This is a genomic window from Fodinicurvata halophila (assembly GCF_042651425.1).
GTDB classification, from domain to species: Bacteria; Pseudomonadota; Alphaproteobacteria; order Kiloniellales; family DSM-21159; genus Fodinicurvata; species Fodinicurvata halophila.
In genome coordinates this window covers 845779-867613 of record NZ_JBHSCW010000003.1, presented here as the reverse complement: position 1 = coordinate 867613, position 21835 = coordinate 845779, and the positions used below count along the sequence as shown (strand labels likewise).

Here is a 21835-nt window from a genome sequence, read left to right as displayed (position 1 = left end):
TCCGGCGCCTCGTGGTTCGCCTCAGGTCTTCTGAAGCTCGGTCAGCAGCGAGAGCTGCGGCGAGTCTGTGGAAGCGCGATCGGTTAGTTCGGTGGGGTAATCGCCCGTGAAACAGGCATCACAGAACTGCGGCAGCTGATTGTTGCGCTGTGTCTCGTCCATGGCGCGATAGAGGCCGTCCATGGAGATGAAGGCGAGACTGTCCACGTCGAGGTGCTTCGCCATTTCCTCGACATCCATCTGGTAGGCCATGAGTTGTTCGCGCTCTGGCGTATCGACGCCGTAGAAACAGGAATGTGCGATGGGGGGCGAGGCGATGCGCATGTGCACTTCGAGGGCGCCGGCCGTGCGCACCATCTGGACGATCTTGCGCGATGTGGTGCCGCGTACGATGGAGTCGTCCACCAGGATGACCCGCTTGCCCTTCAGCTTGGCGCTGTTGGCATTGTGCTTCAGGCGAACACCGAGATTGCGGATCTCCTGGCCCGGTTCGATGAAGGTGCGGCCGACATAGTGGTTGCGGATGATGCCGAACTCGAAGGGCAGGCTGCTCTCCTCGGCATAGCCCAAGGCGGCGGGTACGCCGGAATCCGGAACCGGGACCACGAGATCGGCGTCTACCGCACTTTCCCTGGCCAGCTCATGGCCGATATTCTTGCGCGCCTCATAGACAGACTTACCCTCCAGAACCGAATCCGGGCGGGCGAAATAGATGTACTCGAAGACGCAGAAGCGTTGCGGTTGCTTGGGGAAAATGCGCAGCGAACGCGGTTCGCCGCCGTCGAGCACCACCATCTCGCCCGGTTCGACCTCGCGAACGAATTCGGCGCCGATGATATCGAAAGCACAGGTTTCGCTGGCCAGCAGGTAGGACTCTCCATTGCGTCCCAGAACCAGGGGGCGCACTCCCAGCGGGTCGCGTACGCCGATAACCCCGTCGGCGGTCAGGGCCACCAGGGAATAGGCGCCCTCAACCTCCCTCAGAGCTTCAGCCATTCGCTCGATGATGCTTTCTCCTCTGACCGTGGCGATCAGGTGGATAATCACTTCGGTATCCGAGGTCGATTGGAACAGCGAGCCGCGGCGAACCAGTTCGCGGCGCAGTGTGTTCGCGTTGGTCAGGTTTCCGTTGTGCGCCAGGGCGAAGCCGCCGAATTCCAGGTCGGCGAAGAGCGGCTGTACATTGCGCATGATTGTGCCGCCAGAGGTCGAGTAGCGGTTATGACCGATGGAGGCATACCCTGTAAGCCGCGACATTACATGCTCACTGCCGAATATGTCGCCGACCAGTCCGATGTCGCGGTGGGCGTTGAACTGGCTGCCGTCGAAGGAAACCATGCCCGAGGCTTCCTGTCCGCGATGCTGCATGGCGTGCAGACCAAGCGCGGTGTGGGCAGAGGCATCGTCGGATGGCCCGTAGATGCCGAAGACGGCGCATTCCTCGTTCAGGTGATCGTCATCAAAGGGATGCGTACTCATGGACGTGTCTACCATCTTTATTGCTGCTGCTCCATCAGGCGGTTCATCTCGCGGCGCGAGTCATCGGTGTATCCGCTCTGCTCTTCCTCTTCGGTCTCGCCGTTCGACGTATCCGGCTGTAACGGCGGAACCGGATCGACGGTCTCCTGCCCCCTGGTGTCCTCGCCCGGCAGGACAAGTTCCTGGGGCACCACGTCGCGGATCAATTCGGCCCCGCTTTCCAGAAGAGGCAGGGCGCGGGCCTCCTGCACCCACTGAGGCCGATCGGCCGGTGGCATCAGCCAGGAAAGGACGAGCCACAACAGGCAGACGACCAGGGCACCTCGTGCCAAGCCGAACAGCAGGCCCAGGGAGCGGTCAAGGAAACCAATGCTGCTCTCGCGCACGCGCTTGCCTATGGTTCGTGAGATGAGCGAAAAGAAAAACAGCGCGACGAGGAACAGCACGAGACCTGCTGCAATATCCGCCAGAATCTCTATGGCAATGATATCACGGGCGATGGCCTGTGCGGGAAGGAAGAAATGCAGCGTCACCAGCGCGGCCCCGATCCAGGCGATGAGGCCAAGGAACTCGTGAACGAAACCACGGCTGAAAGCCAACAGGCCCGAGAGCACGAGCACGACCAGGATCGCGAGGTCGACGGCATTTATGGGCAGGTTATCCATGAGTATTCTCTAGTTCCTTCCAGAACCTGCGGCGATGCGTGCTACCAGATCCTGAAGATGCGCGATTTCCTGCAGCTCGATACCTGCAGGCGGCGTGAGTTTCCGTCCACGGCGCGGGGGCAGCAGGGCTTTGGTGAAGCCCAGTTTTGCCGCTTCCTTCAATCTGACCTCGGTCTGGCTGACAGCCCTGATCTCTCCGGACAGGCCAATCTCCCCGAAGACGACAACCTCCTCGGGTACGGCTGAATCACTGGCCGCGGAAACAAGAGCGGCGGCCACGGCCAGATCCGCTGCCGGCTCGTTGATTCGCAATCCGCCTGCAACATTCAGATATACGTCCTTACCTGCCATCACAAGTCCACACCGCGCTTCCAATACGGCGAGAACCATCGCCAGCCGTCCGGAATCCCAGCCGACGACCGTTCGGCGCGGCGTGCCCAGCGGCGAGGGACTGACAAGAGCCTGGATTTCCACCAGGACTGGGCGCGTCCCTTCCAGCCCGGCGAAGACCGAGGCTCCCGAGATATTGCCGCGCCGTTCCGCAAGAAACAGTTCCGAGGGATTGGTGACCTCGCTCAGACCCTCGTCCACCATCTCAAAGACGCCGATCTCGTCGGTCGCCCCGTAGCGGTTTTTCACCGAACGCAGAACGCGGAACTGATGTCCGCGCTCGCCCTCGAAGGTGAGAACGCAGTCCACCATGTGTTCCAGGACCTTGGGACCGGCGATCATGCCGTCCTTGGTGACATGCCCGACGAGCAGCAGGCAGAACCCGCGCTTCTTGGCCAGGCGGATCAATTCCTGTGACGCGGCGCGAACCTGGCCGACGGTGCCGGGAGCGGATTCCATATTGTCCACGTGCATGGTCTGTATCGAGTCGATCACAACCACGCGCGGCGGATCGGGGCGGTCCAGTGTTGCGATCAGATCCCGCACCGAGGTCTCGGCGGCAAGTTGCACGTGGGAGTCGGCGAGGCCCAGTCGCTTTGCACGCAAGCGTATCTGATCGATGGCCTCTTCCCCAGAGACATAGGCACAGATCTGTTCCTCCCGGTTGCTGGCCAGGGCAGCCGTTACCTGCAACAACAGAGTCGACTTGCCAATGCCGGGATCGCCGCCTACCAGCACCGCAGACCCGGGAACCAGCCCACCGCCACAGACCCGGTCAAATTCTCCGATGCCGGAGATGAAGCGCGGCGGCGTTGTCTCGCCTCCCTTGAGCTCGACGAATTCCACGGCACGCCCTTTCGAGCGCCCGCCGGATTTCAGGCCGCCGGGCGCGCTCTGCTGTGTCATCTCCTCGGCCAGGGTGTTCCATTCGCCGCAGCCGTCGCAGCGGCCGCTCCACTTGGGATGCACAGTGCCGCAGGACTGGCAGACATACTGGGTTTGGCGTTTCGCCATACGCGTTACAGCCGTATCTGGATGGGGCCTTCCGTGCGTCCGGTCACGAACTGCTCCACATAGGGGTTGCCGGGATCGTCGAGTGTCTCCGTCGCACCCTGCCAGACGATGTGCCCGTCGTAGAGCATGGCGACTTCGTCGGAGATGCGACGGGCACTGGCCATGTCATGGGTGATGCTCAGGCCGGTGAATCCGTAGTCCGTGATGCATTTGCGGATCAGGCGGTCGATCATGTCGCCCATGATCGGATCCAGGCCCGTCGTCGGTTCGTCGAAGAAGATGATGTCCGGCTGTGTAGCGATGGCCCGGGCCAGACCGACCCGCTTGCGCATTCCTCCTGACAACTCCGCCGGATAAAGGTCTGCGATATCGGCATCCAGTCCGACATCGGCCAAGTATCGAAGGGCGAGTTCCCGTGCTTTCCTGCGCCCCGTGCGCTCGACCTGCAAGGGATAGAAGGCGACATTCTCCCAGACCGGAAGGGAATCGAAGAGAGCAGCCCCCTGAAAGAGCATGCCGAATCGGGTACGGAAGTTCTCCAGGGCGCGGCCATACAGGCCGACAATTTCCTCTCCATTTACCCGGATACTGCCGGAATCCGGCTGTAGGATTCCCAGGATGCATTTCAGCAGGACTGACTTGCCGCTGCCCGAACCTCCGATGACCACAACGGAACTGCCCCGTGGGACATCCAGATTCACCCCCTGGAGGACATGGTTCCTCCCAAAGGAGATATGCAGGTCGCGAATCTCTATTGCGGCTGTGCTCATCGATCGAAGAATAGGCCTGTGACGATGTAGTTGGAGCAGAGGATGAGGATTGAGGCAGACACCACGGCGTTTGTGGTTGCCCTGCCGACCCCTTGGGCCCCGCCGTGGGAATGATAGCCGTGATAGCAGCCCATGAGCGTGACCAGCATGCCGAAGACAGCCGCCTTGACCAGGCCTGAGATCACGTCCTGGGCATGCAGGAAGTCTATCGTGTTATTGAGATAGGCACTTGGATTGAAGCCCAGGCTGTAGATGGAGACCAGGTAACCGCCGAACACACCGATGATATCCGCGATCAGCACCAGGATCGGAAGCATGATTATCCCGGCAATCATGCGGGGAGCGACGAGATACTTGTAGGGATTGGTGGCCAACGTCTTCAGGGCGTCGATCTGTTCGGTGACGCGCATCGTGCCGATTTCCGCGGCGATGGCTGCGCCAACCCGGCCGGCGACCATCAGGCCGGCGAGCACCGGCCCCAGTTCCCGGGTGATGGAGACCACGACGACATTGGGGATGGCGCTTTCCGCTGAGAAGCGGGCAAAGCCGGTGTAGCTCTGGAGCGCCAAAACCATGCCGGTGAAGATTGCCGTCAGGCCGACCACCGGCAGGGAATAATAGCCGATCTCGATCATCTGGCGCAGGATAAGCCGCGGATAGAAGGGAGGACGCACGCAGTGGGACAGGGAACGCCCCGTGAAGATGACCAGTCGTCCGGTGATCTGAAGGAAGGACAGGAAGGTGCGCCCCAGCGGCGTCAGGATGGGAATCACGTCGTGTGGTCCAGGTACTGTCTGTGATAACGGCGTCCGAGACTTGTCAGCATTTCATAAGCAATGGTTCCGGCCTGGCCGGCCAAGCTGTCTATGTCCTGATCGGGTCCCAGAAGATCAACGGATTGTCCCTGCTGCGCAAGCGCTTCCGGAAGATTGCTGACATCCAGTGAAATGAGGTCCATGGAAACGCGGCCCAGAAAAGGCAATTCATACCCCCCGATCCAGGCCCGGCCGGTGCTGGATAACGCGCGGTGCACTCCATCGGCGTAGCCTGCCGCAATTGTGGCGACACGCCGGGGCGCATCTGCCGTGTAGGTGGCACCATAGCCAACGCTCTCGCCCGAATCAATCTCACGCACCTGAAGGATGCGGACACTCAGCCGGACGACCGGTCGCATGGGGGACTCCAGGCCGGGCGTGGGATTTGCACCGTAGAGAGCGACGCCAGGGCGGACGAGTTCGAACCCGTAGTCGGGGCCCAGGAAGATGCCTGAGGAATTGGCAAGACTGGCCGGGATGTCGGGCAGGAAGGCACGGGCCTGCCGGAAACGCTCCTGCTGGGTTGTGTTCAGGGGGGCTTCCCGATCTTCCGCGCAGGCCAGGTGACTCATGAAGAGACGCAGATCCAGGCCCTGCACCAGTTCCGGATCTTCCTGGAGCCGGTGCCACTCCGCTCGCGACAGGCCAAGGCGACTCATCCCCGTGTCGAGGTGAAGGGCGGCCGGCAATGCCGTCTCAATGGTCAGACGGCGATAGCGCTCGATATCCGGCAGGCTGTTCAGCACCGGCCGCAGCTGGTACTCGGCGTAGTCTGTCTCGGCTCCCTCGAAAAAACCGCTCAGCACGTAAATCGTGACATCAGGCAGCAGGCTACGCAGGCGCATGCCTTCCTCGGGCAGAGCGACGAAGAAGGTGTTGGCTCCGGCCTCTGCCAGGGCTGGGGCCACGCGGTCCAGTCCAAGCCCATAGGCATCGGCCTTGACCACCGCAGCACAGCGGGCCGGTGCGGCCGCCTGGGCGAGGCGTCTGTAGTTCGCCTGCAGAGCCTCCAGGTCTATGGTCAGCAAGGCCCCTGCGCGGGCCGGGATGTCAGCGCACATCAGGCAGGCGGTCGTCGGGGACGAAGTCACTGAAGCGGGTGGTGTCACCATCGAAGGCGAGGGTCCGTATGCCAATGGGGCCGTGGCGCTGCTTGGCGATGATGACCTCGGCCAGGCCGTAGGCCGATTCGCAACGCTGCTGCCAGCGCTGGTAGCGTTCCTGATACTTGTCCTCGGCCTCGTTCTCGCGGTGCACCGGCTCGGCGCGTTCCAGATAGTACTGTTCGCGGAAGACGAACATCACCACGTCGGCATCCTGCTCGATCGAGCCCGATTCTCTCAGGTCGGCCAGCTGGGGGCGTTTGTCCTCGCGCTGCTCCACGGCACGGCTGAGCTGCGAGAGTGCGATCACGGGAACGTCCAGGTCCTTCGCCAGTGCCTTGAGCCCGCGAGTGATATCCGAGATCTCCTGCACTCGGTTGTCGGATCGAGAGCCGGAAGGCACCGACATGAGCTGCAGGTAGTCCACCACGATCAGGCTGAGTCCATGCTGGCGCTTCAGGCGTCGTGCCCGCGTGCGCAGAGCCGGAATGTTGAGGGCGGGCGTATCGTCTATGAAGAGGCGCAGGTTCTGCAGTTCGCGGCTGGCTTCGAAGATCCGCTCGAATTCCTCCTGATTGATCTCGCCCTTGCGCAGGGCGTCCGAACGCACCCCCGATTGCTCGGAAAGAATGCGCGAGGCAAGCTGGTCGGCCGACATTTCCAGGGAGAAGAAAGCCACGCTTTCGGGCACCTCATAGGGCTGTCCGTTCTCGTCCCGCTCGACACGCTTCGATCGCGCGACATTGAAGGCGATGTTGGTGGCGAGCGCCGTCTTGCCCATGGAGGGGCGACCGGCGAGAATCAACAGGTCCGATTTGTGCAGGCCGCCCAGAAGCTTGTCCAGATCGGTGAAACCAGTGGAAACACCGGCCAGTTCACCGTCACGACGATAGGCGGCTTCGATCATGCCGACGGCTTCGCTGAGCGCATTTCCGAAACCCTGCAAGCCACCTTCGGACAGCCCGGTTTCCGCCAGCTTGTAGAGGCGCTCCTCCGAGCTTTCGATCTGCTGCATCGCATCTGAATCGAGGGAGTGCTCATAGGCACTGTTGACGATCTCCTCGCCCAGTTCGATCAGTTCGCGACGCAGGTAAAGGTCGTGGATGATCCGGCCGTAATGCTTCACGTCCACGATATTGACGTACGAGGATTGCAGTTCGGCCAGGTACTTCGCGCCCCCCACCTCGGCCAGGGCCCCGTCCTGCTCGAAGTGGTTCTTCAAGGTGATGGCTGTGGCCAGCTGGCCACGCTCGATCAGGGTGCGACAGGCTTCGAAGAGCCGGGAATGCGCAGGATCGGTGAAGTGATCCGGCTGCAGAAAGCTGGCCACTTTCTCGTAGGCATGGTTGTTGGCGAGGACGGCCGCCAGCAGAGCCTGCTCGGCCTCCAGGTTGCTGGGTGGCATCCGTTCCGGCAACGCGGAATCCGCGCCCGAAACAGCGCTGAGATGTGTGCTGCTCTGTGCTTCCATGATCCTGAGTGTAACAGTTCCGTACAGCCGTGACGGCCTTCAGACCTGTGGATAAGATAAATCAGCGGGGATAACTTTGCCCGCCGAAAATTCTTCGGGGCACAAGGTGCTATTCGGCGGCCCGCATTCCCACGCTTCGCGTATTGTTCTCCCACTCGTACATGTAGTCGCGGGTTAGCGGCACGGCTTCGAGGTTCTTTGCAAGTTGGATCTGGAAGACTGCAAGGCCTTCGTAACGGAAGCCCATTTCACAGCCGGCCAGGTACATCTCCCACATGCGGCAGAATCGCTCGTCATAGATTCGGGCGACGTCCTTGCGATGCTTCTGGAAGCGTTCGTACCAGTGCCGCAGGGTTTCCGCGTAGTGCAGGCGCAGGATCTCGATGTCCGTCGTGATCAGTCCACTCTGTTCGATGACATTCGTCGCCTCGGAGAGCGAGGGCAGATCGGCCCCGGGGAAGATGTATTTGCGGATGAATGGATTGATTGGTGCCGGTTGATCCAGGCGCCCGATGGTGTGCAGCAGGCAGACGCCGTTGTCGTCCAGCAGGTCGCGGACCTTGGCAAAGAACTCATGGTAATTGCCCTTCCCGACGTGTTCGAACATGCCGACGGATACGATCCGGTCGAAAGGTCCTTCGACGTTGCGATAGTCATCGAGGCGGAAGTGGCAACGGTTCTGCAGGCCGGCCTCTGCAGCACGCTTTTCACTGAGGCTGTGCTGTTCGACGCTGAGCGTGACCCCCGTGACGTCACAGTTGGCAATCTTCGAGAGGTAGAGGCCCATGCCTCCCCAGCCCGAACCGATGTCAAGGACTTTAAGGCCGGGCTCGTTCAACAACATCTTGGAGGCGATGTGTCGCTTCTTGTCCTCCTGGGCCTGTTCCAGGGAGTTGTCCGGATCGGTGAAATAGGCACAGGAATACTGACGGTCGCTGTCGAGAAAGTAGTCGTAGAGTTCCCCGGACAGGTCGTAGTGGTGGGCCACATTCTTCTGGGCCTTGCCAACGGGATTGAACTGCTTCAGGCGTCTTGTCTGGCGCAGAAACTGGTTTGTTGCCTGAAACAGAGCCTGCGATTCCAGGCTGCCGTAATTGGAGAAGATGATATGAAGGACATGGCGCAGGTCTTCGTCGACCGTCAGCGTGCCTTCCATATAAGCTTCCGGAACACGCAGGGCGGGGTTGAGCGCGAGTGACCATTCCAGCGACTTGCGATGCAGTCTGATGGTGCAGCTCGGTTCCTCACCTGTGCCGCAGGTTTCCGTTTTCCCCTCTGCGTCTACAAGGCGGATGGTGCCGTGGTGCACCATCTTTGCCAGCATGCTCTTGAACAGCATTTTCAGGCTCCACGATCTTCAGAAGGCGCTTGCAGGTCATGCCCCAGACCCATTCCAGCCGCGCCTCTTTTTGCTCTCTGACGACTCGTATCATCACTCTTTCATAATTGTTTGCGTTTTAAAACGCGAAACGCAAGGGCCTGAGGGGCAGAATCTGTGAAATAAAAAAATGGCGACCCCTGAGGGCCGCCATTTTCCGGTATCGTTCTTGTAACCTTGAAGAGAAGGGGTCAGCTGCTCTCTTTGTAAAGCTCGTCCTCTTCACTTTCGGCCTCTTCTGCCTCTGCTTCCGCAGCAGCTTCGGCCTCAGCGGCTCGTTCGAGAGCCTCGGCTTCCGCTGCTTCTTCGCGAGCCTGCTGTTCCTCGAAGCTGACAAACTTGCCGGCTTTCTGCTGCAGTTCCGCTTCGCTCTCGGAACGAGCCACGTTGATGGTCACAACGATGGAAACCTCCGGGTGCAAGCGGACCCGAATGTCGTGCAGGCCCAAGGCCTTGATGGGCCGGTCCTGGATAACCTGGTTGCGCATTACCGAAGCACCGGCCTCGGTGATGGCTTCCGCGATGTCTCGCGAGGAGACAGAGCCGTAGAGCTGTCCCGAATCACCGGCTTGCCGAATGACGACGATCTGCAGGCCGTCAAGCTTCTTTGCAACCTCTTCGGCTTCCTGACGGCGCTTGAGGTTCTCGGCTTCCAGCTGGGCACGCCGCTGACGGAAGACTTCGAGATTGTTCTCGTTGGCACGCAGGGCTTTTTTCTGCGGAAGCAGGAAATTCCGGGCAAAGCCGGGGCGAACCTTAACCACGTCGCCCATCTGGCCCAGATTGTCGATGCGTTCCAGAAGGATAACTTCCATTGTTCTCTCCCGCTCAGCGATCAGCTGATGGTGTAGGGCAGCAGGCCGAGGTACCGCGCGCGCTTGATGGCGCGGGCGAGTTCACGCTGCTTCTTGGTCGAAACGGCGGTGATACGGCTCGGCACGATCTTGCCGCGTTCGGAAATGAACCGCTGCAGAAGCCGCACGTCCTTGTAATCGATCTTCGGCGCATTGGGGCCGGAGAAGGGGCATGACTTGCGGCGACGAAAAAAGGGACGGCGCGGCGCACCGCCGCGGCTTACAACCTGTACACTCATATCAATTCTCCTCCCGGCGTGGGCGTCCACCACCACGGCCACGATCGTCGCGGCCGCGCTCATCACGACGTCCGCCACGCCCGCGTTCCTCTCGTGACTGCATCATGGGCGAGGGCTCGGGATCCAGTTCCTTGACCTTCACGGTCATGTAGCGAAGCACATCCTCATTGTAGCGCATGACGCGCTCGAACTCATGAACAGCGGAAGAGGGGGCGTCCAGACTGAAGAGGACGTAATGACCCTTCCGGTTCTTCTTGATCTTGAAAGAGAGGTTCTTGAGGCCCCAGTACTCACGCTTGGCGATTTCGCCGCCCTGATCCTTGATCAATTGGGCGAATTCATCGGTCAACGCTTCCACCTGGGTCGCGGAAATATCCTGGCGTGCTATGAACACGCTCTCATAATACGGCATTTAAGCGCTCCTTACGGCTGTTAACGGCCCGGTGCCCCGGTTTCATCCGGCGGCGCTCCGGCCCTAGCCGATCCCGTCATTCCTGCATTCATGCCGAAAGAGAGGGAACCGGCAAGGAGAGTCAGATTTTCATGTCTGAGTCTGAGGGGGCGCACTATACATTTCCTGAGCGGCTCTGCAAGGACTTGTCGGGGTGCGCTCAGCGTAAAGGTCAGCCATTGGCCGGGGGATGGAGAACGCTGCCACGCTGGTGGAAATTCCTTACCGTGTCCGGCAAACCTTGTTTCACATAACCCCAGGTGTTCTGGCGGAACGTCATGGAACGGAACTTCGGCCCAGACATTCGGCCCAGACATGGAGCAGGAATGAGTGGTTTTCCGTGTTTCCTTAGGCAGGTTTCCGTCCTGGAACGCCAGTATCGTCTCCGGGTCGAGCGGCTGCTCCTGGGTTTGGCGACCATCAACTGGTTGGCCATCATTGACCGGTACGCGGAACCGCAAACACGAAGCCTGGTTGACGAGCGCAAGGCGCCCGACCGACGCTCCGCGGAGTGTGCCTCTGCCTGTCTGGGCCGATTGGAAACTGATCTGCAATGAGTTGGAGCGGCAAAGAACTCTTGCGTCAACTTCGTTTCGCGAAGAGGCTTCTGCACTGCAAGCGCACTGGCTTGACAGCTTCATGATCGGCGTTATCAGTAACGCCTGCTGCCGCGAGTATGGCAGCGAAAACAATGCACCTACAGCCAAGCGGGGATAGTTCATGCAGCGCGCCTTCGTTTTTCCCGGTCAGGGCAGCCAGAGCGTCGGGATGGGCCGGGAACTGGCCGACGCCTTTCCCGCGGCTCGCATGGTTTTCGAGGAAGTGGATGACGCTCTGTCCCAGAAGCTCTCCCACCTCATGTTCGAGGGGCCGGTCGAGGAGCTGACACTGACGGAGAATGCCCAGCCGGCCCTCATGGCTGCCAGCCTGGCGGTGGTCCGGGTTCTCGAGGAAGAGGGCGGCTTCCTGCTGTTCGAGAAGGCCAACTGTGTTGCCGGTCACTCCCTTGGCGAATACTCGGCCCTGGCAGCCCTGCATACGCTCAATCTTGCGGAAACGGCGCGCCTCCTGAAAAAGCGTGGGCAGGCCATGCAGGAGGCCGTCCCGGTCGGGACAGGTGCCATGGCGGCCCTGTTGGGCCTGGAGCTGGAAAAGGTGCAGGATATTGCGGAGCGCGCAAGCGTAGCCGACGATGGAAGCCGCCAGATCTGCACGACGGCCAATGACAATGCGCCTGGGCAGATCGTGGTCAGCGGCCACAAGGACGCGGTCGAGCGCGCCGTGAACCTTGCGGCCGAGGAAGGCGCAAAGCGCAGTGTTCTCCTGCCTGTATCCGCCCCTTTTCACTGCCCGCTGATGGCGCCGGCCGCTGACGTCATGGCCGACGCCCTGGCCGATGTGGTCTTTTCCGTGCCGTCGGTGCCGCTGATCGCCAATGTGACGGCGGCGCCGGTCCAGGAGCCCGAAAGTCTGCGCCGCCTTCTGGTGGAACAGGTCACGGGCATGGTGCGTTGGCGCGAAAGTGTGCTGGCCATGAAGGAGGCGGGGGTCGAATCGGTAGTCGAACTGGGGACTGGAAAAGTCCTGAGCGGTTTGACGAAGCGCATCGACCGGGAGCTTCGGGGCAGCTCGATCGGCACACCTCAGGATATCGAGGCTTTTCTGGAAAGCCTCTAACCGCGGTACAGCAAGGAAAGGCTTTGACATGTTTGACCTGACGGGACGCGTGGCGCTGGTGACCGGCGCTTCCGGAGGAATCGGGGGCGCCATTGCCCGGGCCCTTCACGAACGCGGCGCCAAGGTGGCCCTCTCGGGGACCCGGCGCGAGGCCCTGGAAGAACTGGCCGGGGACATGGGCGAGGGAACGGCTGCCTTGCCTTGCCGCCTGGACGATGCCGATGCGATCGCCGCCCTGCCGGGCCAGGTCGATGAGGCACTGGGGGGATTCGATATCCTGGTGAACAATGCCGGCCTGACACGTGACAATCTTGCCATGCGCATGAAGGACGAGGACTGGGAGCAGGTGCTGGCAGTCAACCTGACAGCAGCATTCCGGTTGAGCCGGGCCGCCTTGAAGCCCCTTATGAAGAATCGCTGGGGCCGGATTATCGGAATCACCTCGATCGTCGGCGTCACCGGCAATGCCGGCCAGACGAATTACGCGGCCTCCAAGGCTGGCATGATCGGTTTCTCCAAGTCGCTGGCGGCCGAGGTCGCCACCCGCGGCATCACTGTCAATTGCGTGGCGCCCGGCTTCATCGAGACAGCCATGACAGATGTTCTCAGCGAGGACCAAAAGACGAAGATGCTGGCCTCGATTCCCACCGGCCGGCTGGGGGCACCAGAGGATATTGCGGCCGCCTGTGTCTATCTCGCCAGTGAGGAGGCCTCTTACATGACGGGCCAAACCTTGCATGTTAACGGTGGGATGGCCATGATATAGCCGCCTTGGACGGTTTGAATGTCCAGGCAGGAAGACAAAGTCATGTCGCGAACGGTCGGGAGCGTTGGCAAGAAGTTCATACCTGTGCTAATACGCGCCGCCAATGTCGGCATAGCTGCGGTATCGAAGGCCTCGACAGCCGAGCATACCGTGCAGGGGACCGAATAAACGAAAGACACTTCAGCTTTAGCTTTTGGGGATTAGAGAATCATGAGCGATGTCGCGGAACGCGTGAAGAAAATCGTTGTTGAGCACCTCGGTGTGGAGGAATCCAAGGTCACGGAGGATGCCAGCTTCATTGATGACCTCGGTGCCGACAGCCTTGATACGGTCGAGTTGGTCATGGCGTTTGAGGAGGAATTCGGCTGCGAAATCCCCGATGATGCCGCTGAGAAGATCGTGACCGTCAAGGACGCGATCAACTTCATTCAGGAGAACGCCTGAGTTCGATTGGGACGTCCGGCGAATACCCGGACGTCTCAGTCCCTCTCGGGTGCTGAGTGTCTTTTCGGTATGAGAAGAGTTGTCATAACGGGCCTTGGACTGGTGACGCCGGTGGGAACCGGGGTCGAGCATGTCTGGAAGCAGCTGCTTGAGGGCAAATCGGGACTCGGCCCCGTAGAGGGCTTCGATACCTCCGATCTTCCTTCCAAGATTGCAGGGAAGCCGCCGGCTGGTAACGCAGCGGATGGCGGCTTCAATGCCGACGAATGGATGGAGCCCAAGGATCAGCGCAAGAACGATCGCTTCATCATCTACGGAATGGCGGCGGCCGAACAGGCGATCAAGGATGCCGGCTGGGAACCGCAGGATGAAGAGAGTCTGGAGCGCACAGGCGTGATGATAGGCTCCGGAATCGGTGGTCTCGAGACGATTTACGAGGGGGCGCTGACGGTGAAGGAGCGCGGTCCGCGCAAGCTGTCGCCCTTCTTCATCCCGGCCGTACTCATCAATCTCGTCTCCGGCCAGGTTTCCATCAAATACGGCTTCCAGGGGCCCAACCATTCGGTGGTGACCGCCTGCTCCACAGGGGCGCATGCAATTGGCGATGCCGCCCGCCTGATCATGATGGACGATGCGGATGTCATGATCGCAGGCGGTGCCGAAGCGGCAATCTCGCGGATTGGCCTGGCGGGTTTCTGCGCCTCACGCGCACTCAGCACTGGCTACAACGACACGCCTGAAAAGGCCTCGCGTCCCTGGGACAAGGGGCGAGACGGCTTTGTCATGGGCGAAGGCTCCGGGGTATTGGTGCTCGAGGAATACGAGCATGCCAAGAAACGCGGCGCCAAGATCTATGGCGAAGTAGTAGGCTATGGCCTGTCCGGCGATGCCTATCATGTCACGGCACCGCCGGAGGACGGCAGCGGCGGCTATCGCGCGATGCGCGCCGCCTTGAAGCGTGCCGGTATTTCGGCAGAGCAGATCGACTACATCAATGCGCATGGCACTTCGACGCCGCTTGGCGATATCATCGAACTGGGTTCGGTCAAGCGTCTCTTCGGAGAGTCCGTGAATCGCGTGAAGATGTCGTCCACCAAGTCGGCGATCGGTCACCTTCTGGGAGCGGCGGGGGCTGTGGAAGCCATTTTCTGTATCCTGGCGCTACGCGACGGTGTCGTGCCCCCGACTCTGAACCTGGATGAGCCTGCACCGGAAACGGAGGGCGTTGATCTGGTCCCACACGAACCCAAGGGATGGAAAGTGCGTTACGCCCTTTCGAACTCCTTCGGCTTCGGAGGGACGAACGCCAGCCTGATCCTCTCTGCTGCCGACTAATTCGCCGCTATGCGCGGGGTTCTCCGTTTTACTTTTGCCCTGATCGTCACTGGTGGCCTGCTGTTGGCTATTGCCGGCATCCTGGCCTATCAGGCCTATGAAGGTGACGGACCTGCCAGGGAGGAAAGCGTCGTCCTGATCGAGCGGGGCAGCGGTGTCCGCGCGATATCCGTTGAGCTCGAGGAAGAGGGGGTTATTGAAGATGCGCTGCTTTTCCAGGTGGCGGCCCGTCTCAGCGGCAAGGCGGCAAGTCTCAAGGCCGGCGAGTATGCCTTTTCCCCCGGTGCGTCACTGAGGGATGTCCTGGAAAAGCTGGAACGCGGCGAATTCATAGTACGCCAGGTCACCATCCCGGAAGGTCGCACATCCTACGAAGTCGTAGAGCTTCTGGAGGGCATCGAGGTGCTGGAAGGCGAGATTGGCAAAACTCCCGAGGAGGGATCCCTGCTTCCGGAAACCTATCACTATCAATGGGGCGATCAGCGCCAGTCCCTGATCGAGCGCATGCAGCGCGACATGCAGGAACTGATGGATGAACTCTGGCCGGAACGTGCCAACGACCTGCCCCTGGAAACGCCTGAGGAGGCGCTGACGCTGGCCTCCATCGTCGAGAAGGAGACCGCGGTTGCCACTGAACGCGCCCAGGTGGCAAGCGTTTTCGTCAACCGCTTGCGGCGTGGAATGCCCCTGCAGTCAGATCCGACGGTGATCTATGCCCTGACCGAAGGGAAAGGGCCACTGGACCGTGAGTTGACCCGTCAGGACTGGGAAGTCGAGGACCCTTACAATACCTATCACGTCAACGGTCTTCCGCCTGGCCCGATCGCCAATCCTGGACAGGCCTCCATCGAGGCAGTCCTTGATCCTGCTGAGACGGACTACCTGTACTTCGTGGCGGACGGCTCGGGCGGGCATGCCTTCGCGCGAACCCTGGACGAGCACAACAGGAATGTACGGAACTGGCGCCGTATCCGGGACGGTGAGGGCGGTTAGTTACCTCAGACCTTGCGCGGAAGGCGTGCAAGCAGTCCGTCTGTGAGGCCAGCCGGCAGCACGCCCAACAGCCAGGCCGCGAAATAGGTTGGAAAGGGAAAGGCGATACGTGCTCGATTCGCGGCCAGGCCGCGTGCGATGATTCCAGCGGCCTTCTCGGCCGACATGAGGAAGGGCATCGGAAAGTCGTTCACGTCAGTCATGGGAGTTCTGACATAGCCCGGACAGATGACGTTGACAGCAATGCCTTGTGGCGCAAGCTCCCCACGCAACGCTTCTCCCCAGACGCGCACCATCGCCTTCGAGCCGCAGTAGGCGGGCGCTCCCGGGAAGCCCCTGAAGGCTGCCAGTGAAGACATGAGGGCGATCTGCCCTCGGCCACGCTGTCGCATGCCCTCCAGGGCAGGCATCACGCTGTTCACAAGTCCGTTGCAGTTGGTCTCGAGGATGGCTCGTGTCTGATCGGGAGTTTCCCCGCCTTCCCCAGTGCCTGCAGAAATACCAGCATTCGCGATGAGCAGGTCAAGTGGCTGTCTGTCATCTGCCTGCCGGATCCACTCTGCGCAGGCGGTCTGCGAGGTGACATCCAGAGGGGCGGCGTGCACCTCGGCGCCTTTTCCCCGACAGCGTTCGGCTATCTGCTCCAGCCGCGCCTCGTTGCGCCCCGAAAGGGACAGGCAGGTCGTGTCCGTCGCGTAATACGCCGCCAGTGCGGCACCCAGGCCGCTGGAGGCGCCGGTGATCATGACGTGCCGGGGAGCGGGTAACTTGTTCCTGAACAGCATGGAATGCGTCCTCTGGCGGTTGCCGTTGCGTCCTCAGGCGGTTATTAAGTGGCGCCTTTCCTAAACAGACCGACGGTTGGTAGCATTTCATGACGTCTTCAGCCATTGCCTCCATGACTGGCTTCGCCCGCCAGCAGGGTGAATCCGACCATTTTTCCTGGGTGTGGGAGGTAAAGAGCGTGAACGGGCGAGGGCTCGAGCTTCGCCATCGCCTGCCCCAGGGCTTCGAGGGTCTGGAGCCGGAACTGCGGCGGCGCGTAAAGGAGCAGCTTCACAGGGGCAATGTGAACGTTTCCCTTACGCTCAGGAGACTGGCTCCGCAATCCAGTGTCACGGTCGACGAAGCATTGCTGCAGCGTCTCGCAGGCCTCTGCGACAGGCTATGCCAGGACTACGACGTAGCGCCGCCACGGGCCGACGGCCTGCTGGGCCTGCGTGGCGTCCTGGAAATCCAGGAGGAGGCGGAGGACGAGGAGTTTCGTCAGGAAATCGAAGGCTTGCTGCTAAAGGATTTCGAGTTTGCCCTCTCCGCGCTTGAGCAGTCCAGGCAGGACGAGGGACGGCGCATGGGCGAGCTGTTGCACACCCACCTGGAGCGGATTTCCCAGGGAATCGAGAAAGCCGAGTCGCTTGAAGCGGTTCGCCCGGAAGCAATGCGCGAGCGTCTGTCTCGTCTTGTCCAGGAGTTGCTGAATGCCTCTGCCGGACAATTGCCGGAAGATCGCCTGGCTCAGGAGGCGGCTCTGCTGGTCAGCAAGGCGGATGTGCGCGAAGAACTGGATCGCATGAAGGCGCATCTCTCCTCGGCACAGGATCTCCTGGCGGAAGGCGGCCCGGTGGGTAGACGCCTGGATTTTCTCTGCCAGGAATTCAATCGCGAAGCCAATACGCTTTGTTCCAAATCACCCGATGCGGATTTGACGGCCATCGGACTGGACCTGAAGACGGCGATCGATCAGCTGCGCGAGCTGGTACAGAACATGGAGTAAAGGGCACGAAGATGGGTGAAAGCAGCATCACGCGCCGGGGCCTCATGCTGGTCCTGTCTTCTCCCTCGGGGGCGGGAAAGACCACGATCTCGCGCGAGATCCTCAAGGAAGACGACAACCTTATCCTGTCCGTGTCGGCAACAACTCGGCCGAAGCGTCCGGGCGAGCGCCACGGAGTGGACTACCATTTCGTGAATGACGCCGAGTTCGAGGCCATGGTGGAGAAGGGTGAGCTGCTCGAACATGCCCGTGTTTTCGAGCGGCGTTACGGCACGCCGCGTAAACCGGTCGAGGAAGCCCTGAACGCCGGGCGCGATGTTCTCTTCGATATCGACTGGCAAGGCACCCAGCAGCTCAGCGGCAAGATGCCGAAGGACCTCGTCCGCGTTTTCATTCTTCCACCTTCGCAAGAGGAATTGGAGCGTCGGCTCCACACACGAGCCCAGGATAGCACGGAGGTGGTCAAATCCCGTATGGCCAAGGCGGCCGACGAGATGAGCCACTGGGACGCCTATGACTACATCATCGTCAACCAGCAGCTTGAGCGTTCGGTCGAACAGGTGCGTGCAGTCCTGACGGCAGAACGCCTGCGCCGCGAGCGGCTGCTGGGCCTCGAGGATTTTGTCCACCGCCTGCGCACGACGGGGTGACCTTCAGTTCTCCGCAAACCGGCGCGCCAGGGCACAGAAATCCTCGATTGCGAGTTCCTCCGCCCGGGCCGTCTCGGCGAGATCCAGTTCCTGCAGGATGTCCGTGGGTTTTGCGAACACGCTCTTCAGGGATTGGCGCAGCATCTTCCGCCTTTGACCGAAAGCCGCCGCCGTGACTTTCTCCAGTGCCTCCACGGGGCAGGGAGAGAGGGGATGCGAACGCGGGATCAGGCGGACGAGCGAGGAGGTGACCTTGGGAGGGGGCGTGAAAGCAGTGGGCGCGATATCAAAAAGCGATTCGGCTTCGCAGAGCCACTGAGCGAGCACCGCAAGCCGTCCGTAGGGCTTGCTGTGCGGCGAAGCCGTTATGCGCTGGGCCACCTCCTTCTGGAACATCAGGATCAGGCGGTCCAGCGAGCCGGACTCCCGGGCGATGGCGCGCAGCCAGGATATCAGAAGGGGAGTGGCCACGTTATAGGGCAGGTTGGCGACGATCCTGCGCGGGGGTCGACCCAGTTCCGAGGTCGGAATCTCGAGTGCATCACCCGCCAGCACTTCCAGGCGTCCGTCACTGACGGCTTGTATCTCTTCGAGGGCTTTCAGGCAGCGGTGATCCTTCTCCACCGCGATGACGTGGGCTGCTCCTGCTCCCAGAAGTGCGCGCGTCAATCCGCCGGGGCCAGGGCCGATCTCGATAATCGTGCCCTCGCCGAGAGGCCCAGCCGAACGGGCAATACGACCCGTCAGGTTGAGATCCAGCAGGAAATTCTGTCCCAGACTCTTCCGCGCCGCCAGTTCGTGGCGGGCGATGACCTCACGCAGGGGTGGAAGGCTCTCGAGGCAGCTCATGAGCTGTGTATATCGGCAGTACGTGCTCGTGCCATGCGTGCGGCGAGATCCAGGGCCGCCCGAAGGCTGGACGGGTTGGCCTGGTTCTGTCCGGCAATGTTGAAGGCTGTGCCGTGATCAGGGGACGTGCGGACGACCGGCAGGCCGAGCGTGACATTGACGGCCTTGTCGAAATCCAGCGTCTTGATCGGGATCAGAGCCTGATCGTGATACATGCAGAGCACGGCATCATAACGGCCGCGGGCTGTTTCGTGGAACAGGCTGTCGGCGGCGCGCGGCTCGTCAATGGGCATTCCCTTCGCCTGTAGATCCCTGACAGCAGGCAGAAGAAGATCGATTTCCTCGCGGCCCATGGAGCCTGCCTCTCCAGCATGCGGATTCAGGCCGGCCATGGCCAGACGCGGTGCTGGGATATCGAAATCCCGCTGGAGAGCCAAATAGGTGATCTCCGCGGCATGAACGATGCCCTCGCGTGTCAGGCGGGAGGGTATCTCCCGGAGCGGAACATGTACCGTCACTGGCACCACACGCAGTCGTTCCGACGCCAGCATCATGACCGGCCGAAAATCCAGCCCGCAAAGCTGGGCCAGGTATTCGGTGTGTCCTGGCTGGGAGAACCCGCTGCTGTAGAGGCTGTTCTTGTGTATCGGATTGGTGACCAGGGCCGAGGCCTGTCCAGTCCGGACAAGGTCATAGGCGAGGTCTATGGAGCGGATGACCATGGGGGCATTCCGGGAATCCGGAACACCAGGCCGACAGGGTGCCGGCAAGGGGAGGTCCAAAACCGGCAGTGCGTCCGGGAAAACATCCCGAGCTTGCACGGGCTCCTGGAGCCTGTGGATCGGCACTTCAACCTCCAGGCTCCTGGCGCAGGTCTCAAGGAGCTCTGCACTGCCGAGGAAAAGGAAGGGCGGGCACGTCGCTTGGTTGCGTTGGAGCCAGCACTTCAGTGTGATCTCGGGGCCAATGCCGGCGGGATCGCCCATGGTCAATGCGATGGGAGGATCATGCTGGGGCATGAGAGGCTCGCTCATCCTGTCCTGTGCCCTCCCGCAAGACCGGGAGCAGATCGGGCATCAGATCCGGATGTCAATGTTGGCGGACCGTCGCAGGTCCCGGAGATAGCGATCCGACTTCCGGTTGATCTGTTCCCGCCTCAGACTCTCGGCGACCTGTTGCTCAAGCTCGCTGAGCTCCGAGGTCTGTGGCTCCTGTTCGATGACCTCGACATCCTCTTCGGCCATCAACTGCTCGGCATCGGGCCCGTCCGAAGTCTCGGTCTCGCCGCTGGCGTCCTCTTCCTCTGTTCCTGACGGTGCTTCTTCCGCGCTCGGGCGTGGGTCGATATTGCTCTGGAATTGGGCGGCCACATCCGGCTCTGGGGGTGCCTGCCGCTGCTGGGGGGAGACGGCGGTAACAGGGTTTCCTGCCTGGTTTACGCGCTCGCATACGAAGAGAACACTGACGGCCCCACTCATTCCCAGCGGGGGGCTCGGCTGTTCGACGGGCAGCCGCAGCAGCAGGTCCTGGAGTTGCTCCGGCATTTCGGAGGCGACCACCTGTCCCATGTCGCCGGAGCCGGGAATGCCGATCTCCTCGGCGAGCTGGTTGGCCTCCTCACAGCTGTTGATCCCCTGGGTGCGCTCCGCCAACTCCTGCGCGGTCTGTTCCTCCTCGCCTTCGGGAGCTTCGACAATGATCTGGCTCAGGTGCAGCCGGGCATTGCGCAGTTCCTCGACGGTTGGTCCCTGGGGCTGGGGTTCCGGTTCAGGCTCCGGTTCGCGCGGTTCGACGCGCTCAACTTCCCCCTGGGCATTGATGCGCCGCCGGTCGATGAGGGCAATGATGTAGTAACCGTTCACGGCCTCGATGGGGCCGGCAAGGTCATTGCGGCGCATGTCCTCGACCTCGCGAGCGACATCGGGATCCAGCTCCGTGGGCAGGACCCAGCCGAGATCACCTCCGCGGGCGGCCGTCGGAGATTGCGAGAATTGCCGTGCCAGGCTTCTGAAATCCGCACCTTGCCGGACTTCCTGATAGACCCTTTCGGCCAGTTCGCGCACCTCTGCCTTCTCCGAAGGATTGTCAAAGGGCAGGAATATTTCCGCCACACGAACCTGCGATTGGTTGCTGGTCTGCTGGAACTGCTCCAGGGCGAAGTCGATCTCCTCCTGCGTGATCTGGACTTCGGGCACGACCCGTGCGGAGAGAACTCGGTTCCAGGCAATGGTGGCGCGCACCTGCTGGCGCAAGGTGGACGGGGCAATGCCGTTTTGCTCCAGCATGCGATCGAATTCTTCCACCGTGCTGCCGTTGCGCTGGGCAATCTCCTCGACGGCGGCTTCCACCTCGCTTTCCGGAACCTCGAGAGCAAGACGCTCGGCCTCCTGCATCTGCAGGCGCTCGTCGACAAGCTGACGCAGCACCTGCGGAGCCAGGTTCTGGCGCGTCTCCTCATTGTTGGGCAAGCCGCTGGAGAGAAGGGCCAGTTTCAGGCGCTGATCGAGATCCAGCTGTGAGATCACCTGGTCATTCACGACGGCGGCCGCACTCAGGGTCTCCTGTGCTCTTGCTTCCTGGGAGGCGCCTGCGGCTGCAACCAGGAAAGCACTGAGCGCGAGGACGAAAAATTTTCTCATAAGCTATACATCTCCAGCCACCCGGGACGGATCGTCTGAGGCATTCGGCACTCATAGATCAATTGTTTGACAGCTGAAA

At 61.3% G+C, this 21835-nt stretch carries 23 protein-coding genes; 8 read left to right on the top strand and 15 right to left on the bottom strand.

Going from position 1 to position 21835, the window contains the following annotated elements; translation table 11 throughout:
• Positions 1-21 precede the first annotated feature (21 nt).
• From purF to rpsF, 11 genes are all read right to left on the bottom strand, one after another.
• Complete coding sequence (gene purF, locus ACFOW6_RS08940) at positions 22-1494, bottom strand: amidophosphoribosyltransferase (RefSeq protein ID WP_382421989.1); 1473 nt, start codon at positions 1492-1494, stop codon at positions 22-24.
• Between the two features lie 2 nt (positions 1495-1496).
• Complete coding sequence (locus ACFOW6_RS08935) at positions 1497-2144, bottom strand: CvpA family protein (protein WP_382421988.1); 648 nt, start codon at positions 2142-2144, stop codon at positions 1497-1499.
• Positions 2145-2153: 9 nt separating this feature from the next.
• Entirely contained in the window at positions 2154-3548 is a 1395-nt protein-coding gene (radA, locus tag ACFOW6_RS08930) for a DNA repair protein RadA (RefSeq protein WP_382421987.1), read from the bottom strand.
• A gap of 5 nt (positions 3549-3553) precedes the next feature.
• Positions 3554-4318 (bottom strand): ABC transporter ATP-binding protein, encoded by a 765-nt coding sequence (locus ACFOW6_RS08925; RefSeq protein WP_382421986.1) that lies wholly within the window; start codon positions 4316-4318, stop codon positions 3554-3556.
• Positions 4315-5088: an MlaE family ABC transporter permease gene (locus ACFOW6_RS08920; protein ID WP_382422108.1), complete on the bottom strand. Its 774-nt coding sequence runs from the start codon at positions 5086-5088 to the stop codon at positions 4315-4317. The genes ACFOW6_RS08925 and ACFOW6_RS08920 overlap by 4 nt, the downstream gene beginning before the upstream one ends.
• Entirely contained in the window at positions 5088-6194 is a 1107-nt protein-coding gene (gene alr, locus ACFOW6_RS08915; protein ID WP_382421985.1) for an alanine racemase, read from the bottom strand. The genes ACFOW6_RS08920 and alr overlap by 1 nt, the downstream gene beginning before the upstream one ends.
• On the bottom strand, positions 6184-7707 hold the full coding sequence (locus ACFOW6_RS08910; RefSeq protein ID WP_382421984.1) for a replicative DNA helicase: 1524 nt from the start codon (positions 7705-7707) through the stop codon (positions 6184-6186). The genes alr and ACFOW6_RS08910 overlap by 11 nt, the downstream gene beginning before the upstream one ends.
• 109 nt (positions 7708-7816) lie before the next feature.
• Positions 7817-9046 carry a class I SAM-dependent methyltransferase gene (locus tag ACFOW6_RS08905; protein ID WP_382421983.1) on the bottom strand — a complete coding sequence of 410 codons (1230 nt, stop codon included), beginning with the start codon at positions 9044-9046 and terminating at the stop codon, positions 7817-7819.
• A gap of 230 nt (positions 9047-9276) precedes the next feature.
• Positions 9277-9900, bottom strand: coding sequence for a 50S ribosomal protein L9 (gene rplI / locus ACFOW6_RS08900; RefSeq protein ID WP_382421982.1), 624 nt, complete (start codon positions 9898-9900; stop codon positions 9277-9279).
• A 20-nt stretch (positions 9901-9920) separates the two neighbouring features.
• On the bottom strand, positions 9921-10178 hold the full coding sequence (gene rpsR, locus ACFOW6_RS08895; RefSeq protein WP_382421981.1) for a 30S ribosomal protein S18: 258 nt from the start codon (positions 10176-10178) through the stop codon (positions 9921-9923).
• Position 10179: 1 nt separating this feature from the next.
• Positions 10180-10590: a 30S ribosomal protein S6 gene (gene rpsF / locus ACFOW6_RS08890; RefSeq protein ID WP_382421980.1), complete on the bottom strand. Its 411-nt coding sequence runs from the start codon at positions 10588-10590 to the stop codon at positions 10180-10182.
• 365 nt (positions 10591-10955) lie between these two features.
• On the opposite strand from rpsF, the gene ACFOW6_RS08885 reads away from it, so the two are divergent.
• The 6 genes from ACFOW6_RS08885 to mltG all read left to right on the top strand — a co-directional run bounded on the left by ACFOW6_RS08885 (position 10956) and on the right by mltG (position 15844).
• Complete coding sequence (locus ACFOW6_RS08885) at positions 10956-11186, top strand: hypothetical protein (protein WP_382421979.1); 231 nt, start codon at positions 10956-10958, stop codon at positions 11184-11186.
• A 163-nt stretch (positions 11187-11349) separates the two neighbouring features.
• A complete protein-coding gene (gene fabD / locus ACFOW6_RS08880) occupies positions 11350-12306 on the top strand; it encodes an ACP S-malonyltransferase (protein WP_382421978.1) in 957 nt (318 codons plus the stop codon).
• Positions 12307-12334: 28 nt separating this feature from the next.
• On the top strand, positions 12335-13072 hold the full coding sequence (fabG, locus tag ACFOW6_RS08875; protein WP_382421977.1) for a 3-oxoacyl-[acyl-carrier-protein] reductase: 738 nt from the start codon (positions 12335-12337) through the stop codon (positions 13070-13072).
• Positions 13073-13282: 210 nt separating this feature from the next.
• Positions 13283-13516, top strand: a complete 234-nt coding sequence (locus tag ACFOW6_RS08870; protein ID WP_382421976.1) for an acyl carrier protein — start codon at positions 13283-13285, stop codon at positions 13514-13516.
• A 69-nt stretch (positions 13517-13585) separates the two neighbouring features.
• Positions 13586-14851: a beta-ketoacyl-ACP synthase II gene (fabF, locus tag ACFOW6_RS08865; RefSeq protein WP_382421975.1), complete on the top strand. Its 1266-nt coding sequence runs from the start codon at positions 13586-13588 to the stop codon at positions 14849-14851.
• Positions 14852-14860: 9 nt separating this feature from the next.
• A complete protein-coding gene (gene mltG, locus ACFOW6_RS08860; protein ID WP_382421974.1) occupies positions 14861-15844 on the top strand; it encodes an endolytic transglycosylase MltG in 984 nt (327 codons plus the stop codon).
• Between the two features lie 5 nt (positions 15845-15849).
• Here mltG and ACFOW6_RS08855 read toward each other — a convergent pair whose 3' ends face one another.
• Positions 15850-16629, bottom strand: a complete 780-nt coding sequence (locus ACFOW6_RS08855) for an SDR family NAD(P)-dependent oxidoreductase (protein ID WP_382421973.1) — start codon at positions 16627-16629, stop codon at positions 15850-15852.
• 89 nt (positions 16630-16718) lie between these two features.
• Here ACFOW6_RS08855 and ACFOW6_RS08850 point away from each other — a divergent pair, with 89 nt between their 5' ends.
• Both ACFOW6_RS08850 and gmk read left to right on the top strand, forming a co-directional pair.
• Positions 16719-17618: a YicC/YloC family endoribonuclease gene (locus tag ACFOW6_RS08850; RefSeq protein WP_382421972.1), complete on the top strand. Its 900-nt coding sequence runs from the start codon at positions 16719-16721 to the stop codon at positions 17616-17618.
• Between the two features lie 11 nt (positions 17619-17629).
• Complete coding sequence (gene gmk / locus ACFOW6_RS08845) at positions 17630-18268, top strand: guanylate kinase (protein WP_382421971.1); 639 nt, start codon at positions 17630-17632, stop codon at positions 18266-18268.
• A 3-nt stretch (positions 18269-18271) separates the two neighbouring features.
• Here the strand turns inward: gmk and rsmA are convergent, their stop codons facing one another.
• Genes rsmA through ACFOW6_RS08830 form a run of 3 tightly spaced genes read right to left on the bottom strand, consistent with a single transcriptional unit; the run spans position 18272 to position 21756 of the window.
• Complete coding sequence (gene rsmA, locus ACFOW6_RS08840) at positions 18272-19117, bottom strand: 16S rRNA (adenine(1518)-N(6)/adenine(1519)-N(6))-dimethyltransferase RsmA (protein WP_382421970.1); 846 nt, start codon at positions 19115-19117, stop codon at positions 18272-18274.
• The gene (pdxA, locus tag ACFOW6_RS08835) at positions 19114-20151 is read right to left on the bottom strand and encodes a 4-hydroxythreonine-4-phosphate dehydrogenase PdxA (RefSeq protein WP_382421969.1); all 1038 of its coding nucleotides are present in this window, start codon (positions 20149-20151) and stop codon (positions 19114-19116) included. Before pdxA ends, rsmA begins: the two co-directional genes overlap by 4 nt.
• A gap of 42 nt (positions 20152-20193) precedes the next feature.
• Complete coding sequence (locus tag ACFOW6_RS08830; protein ID WP_382421968.1) at positions 20194-21756, bottom strand: peptidylprolyl isomerase; 1563 nt, start codon at positions 21754-21756, stop codon at positions 20194-20196.
• Positions 21757-21835: the final 79 nt, after the last annotated feature.

Coding starts and splice junctions, on each gene's coding strand:
- fabG (WP_382421977.1), top strand. CDS start 12,335: ATGTTTGACCTGACGGGACGCGTGGCGCTGGTGACCGGCGCTTCCGGA.
- ACFOW6_RS08855 (WP_382421973.1), bottom strand. CDS start 16,629: ATGCTGTTCAGGAACAAGTTACCCGCTCCCCGGCACGTCATGATCACC.
- radA (WP_382421987.1), bottom strand. CDS start 3,548: ATGGCGAAACGCCAAACCCAGTATGTCTGCCAGTCCTGCGGCACTGTG.
- ACFOW6_RS08830 (WP_382421968.1), bottom strand. CDS start 21,756: ATGAGAAAATTTTTCGTCCTCGCGCTCAGTGCTTTCCTGGTTGCAGCC.
- rsmA (WP_382421970.1), bottom strand. CDS start 19,117: ATGAGCTGCCTCGAGAGCCTTCCACCCCTGCGTGAGGTCATCGCCCGC.
- rplI (WP_382421982.1), bottom strand. CDS start 9,900: ATGGAAGTTATCCTTCTGGAACGCATCGACAATCTGGGCCAGATGGGC.
- rpsR (WP_382421981.1), bottom strand. CDS start 10,178: ATGAGTGTACAGGTTGTAAGCCGCGGCGGTGCGCCGCGCCGTCCCTTT.
- ACFOW6_RS08870 (WP_382421976.1), top strand. CDS start 13,283: ATGAGCGATGTCGCGGAACGCGTGAAGAAAATCGTTGTTGAGCACCTC.
- ACFOW6_RS08925 (WP_382421986.1), bottom strand. CDS start 4,318: ATGAGCACAGCCGCAATAGAGATTCGCGACCTGCATATCTCCTTTGGG.
- rpsF (WP_382421980.1), bottom strand. CDS start 10,590: ATGCCGTATTATGAGAGCGTGTTCATAGCACGCCAGGATATTTCCGCG.
- pdxA (WP_382421969.1), bottom strand. CDS start 20,151: ATGAGCGAGCCTCTCATGCCCCAGCATGATCCTCCCATCGCATTGACC.
- ACFOW6_RS08910 (WP_382421984.1), bottom strand. CDS start 7,707: ATGGAAGCACAGAGCAGCACACATCTCAGCGCTGTTTCGGGCGCGGAT.
- fabF (WP_382421975.1), top strand. CDS start 13,586: ATGAGAAGAGTTGTCATAACGGGCCTTGGACTGGTGACGCCGGTGGGA.
- fabD (WP_382421978.1), top strand. CDS start 11,350: ATGCAGCGCGCCTTCGTTTTTCCCGGTCAGGGCAGCCAGAGCGTCGGG.
- purF (WP_382421989.1), bottom strand. CDS start 1,494: ATGGTAGACACGTCCATGAGTACGCATCCCTTTGATGACGATCACCTG.
- ACFOW6_RS08885 (WP_382421979.1), top strand. CDS start 10,956: ATGAGTGGTTTTCCGTGTTTCCTTAGGCAGGTTTCCGTCCTGGAACGC.
- ACFOW6_RS08850 (WP_382421972.1), top strand. CDS start 16,719: ATGACGTCTTCAGCCATTGCCTCCATGACTGGCTTCGCCCGCCAGCAG.
- mltG (WP_382421974.1), top strand. CDS start 14,861: ATGCGCGGGGTTCTCCGTTTTACTTTTGCCCTGATCGTCACTGGTGGC.
- gmk (WP_382421971.1), top strand. CDS start 17,630: ATGGGTGAAAGCAGCATCACGCGCCGGGGCCTCATGCTGGTCCTGTCT.
- ACFOW6_RS08905 (WP_382421983.1), bottom strand. CDS start 9,046: ATGCTGTTCAAGAGCATGCTGGCAAAGATGGTGCACCACGGCACCATC.
- alr (WP_382421985.1), bottom strand. CDS start 6,194: ATGTGCGCTGACATCCCGGCCCGCGCAGGGGCCTTGCTGACCATAGAC.
- ACFOW6_RS08935 (WP_382421988.1), bottom strand. CDS start 2,144: ATGGATAACCTGCCCATAAATGCCGTCGACCTCGCGATCCTGGTCGTG.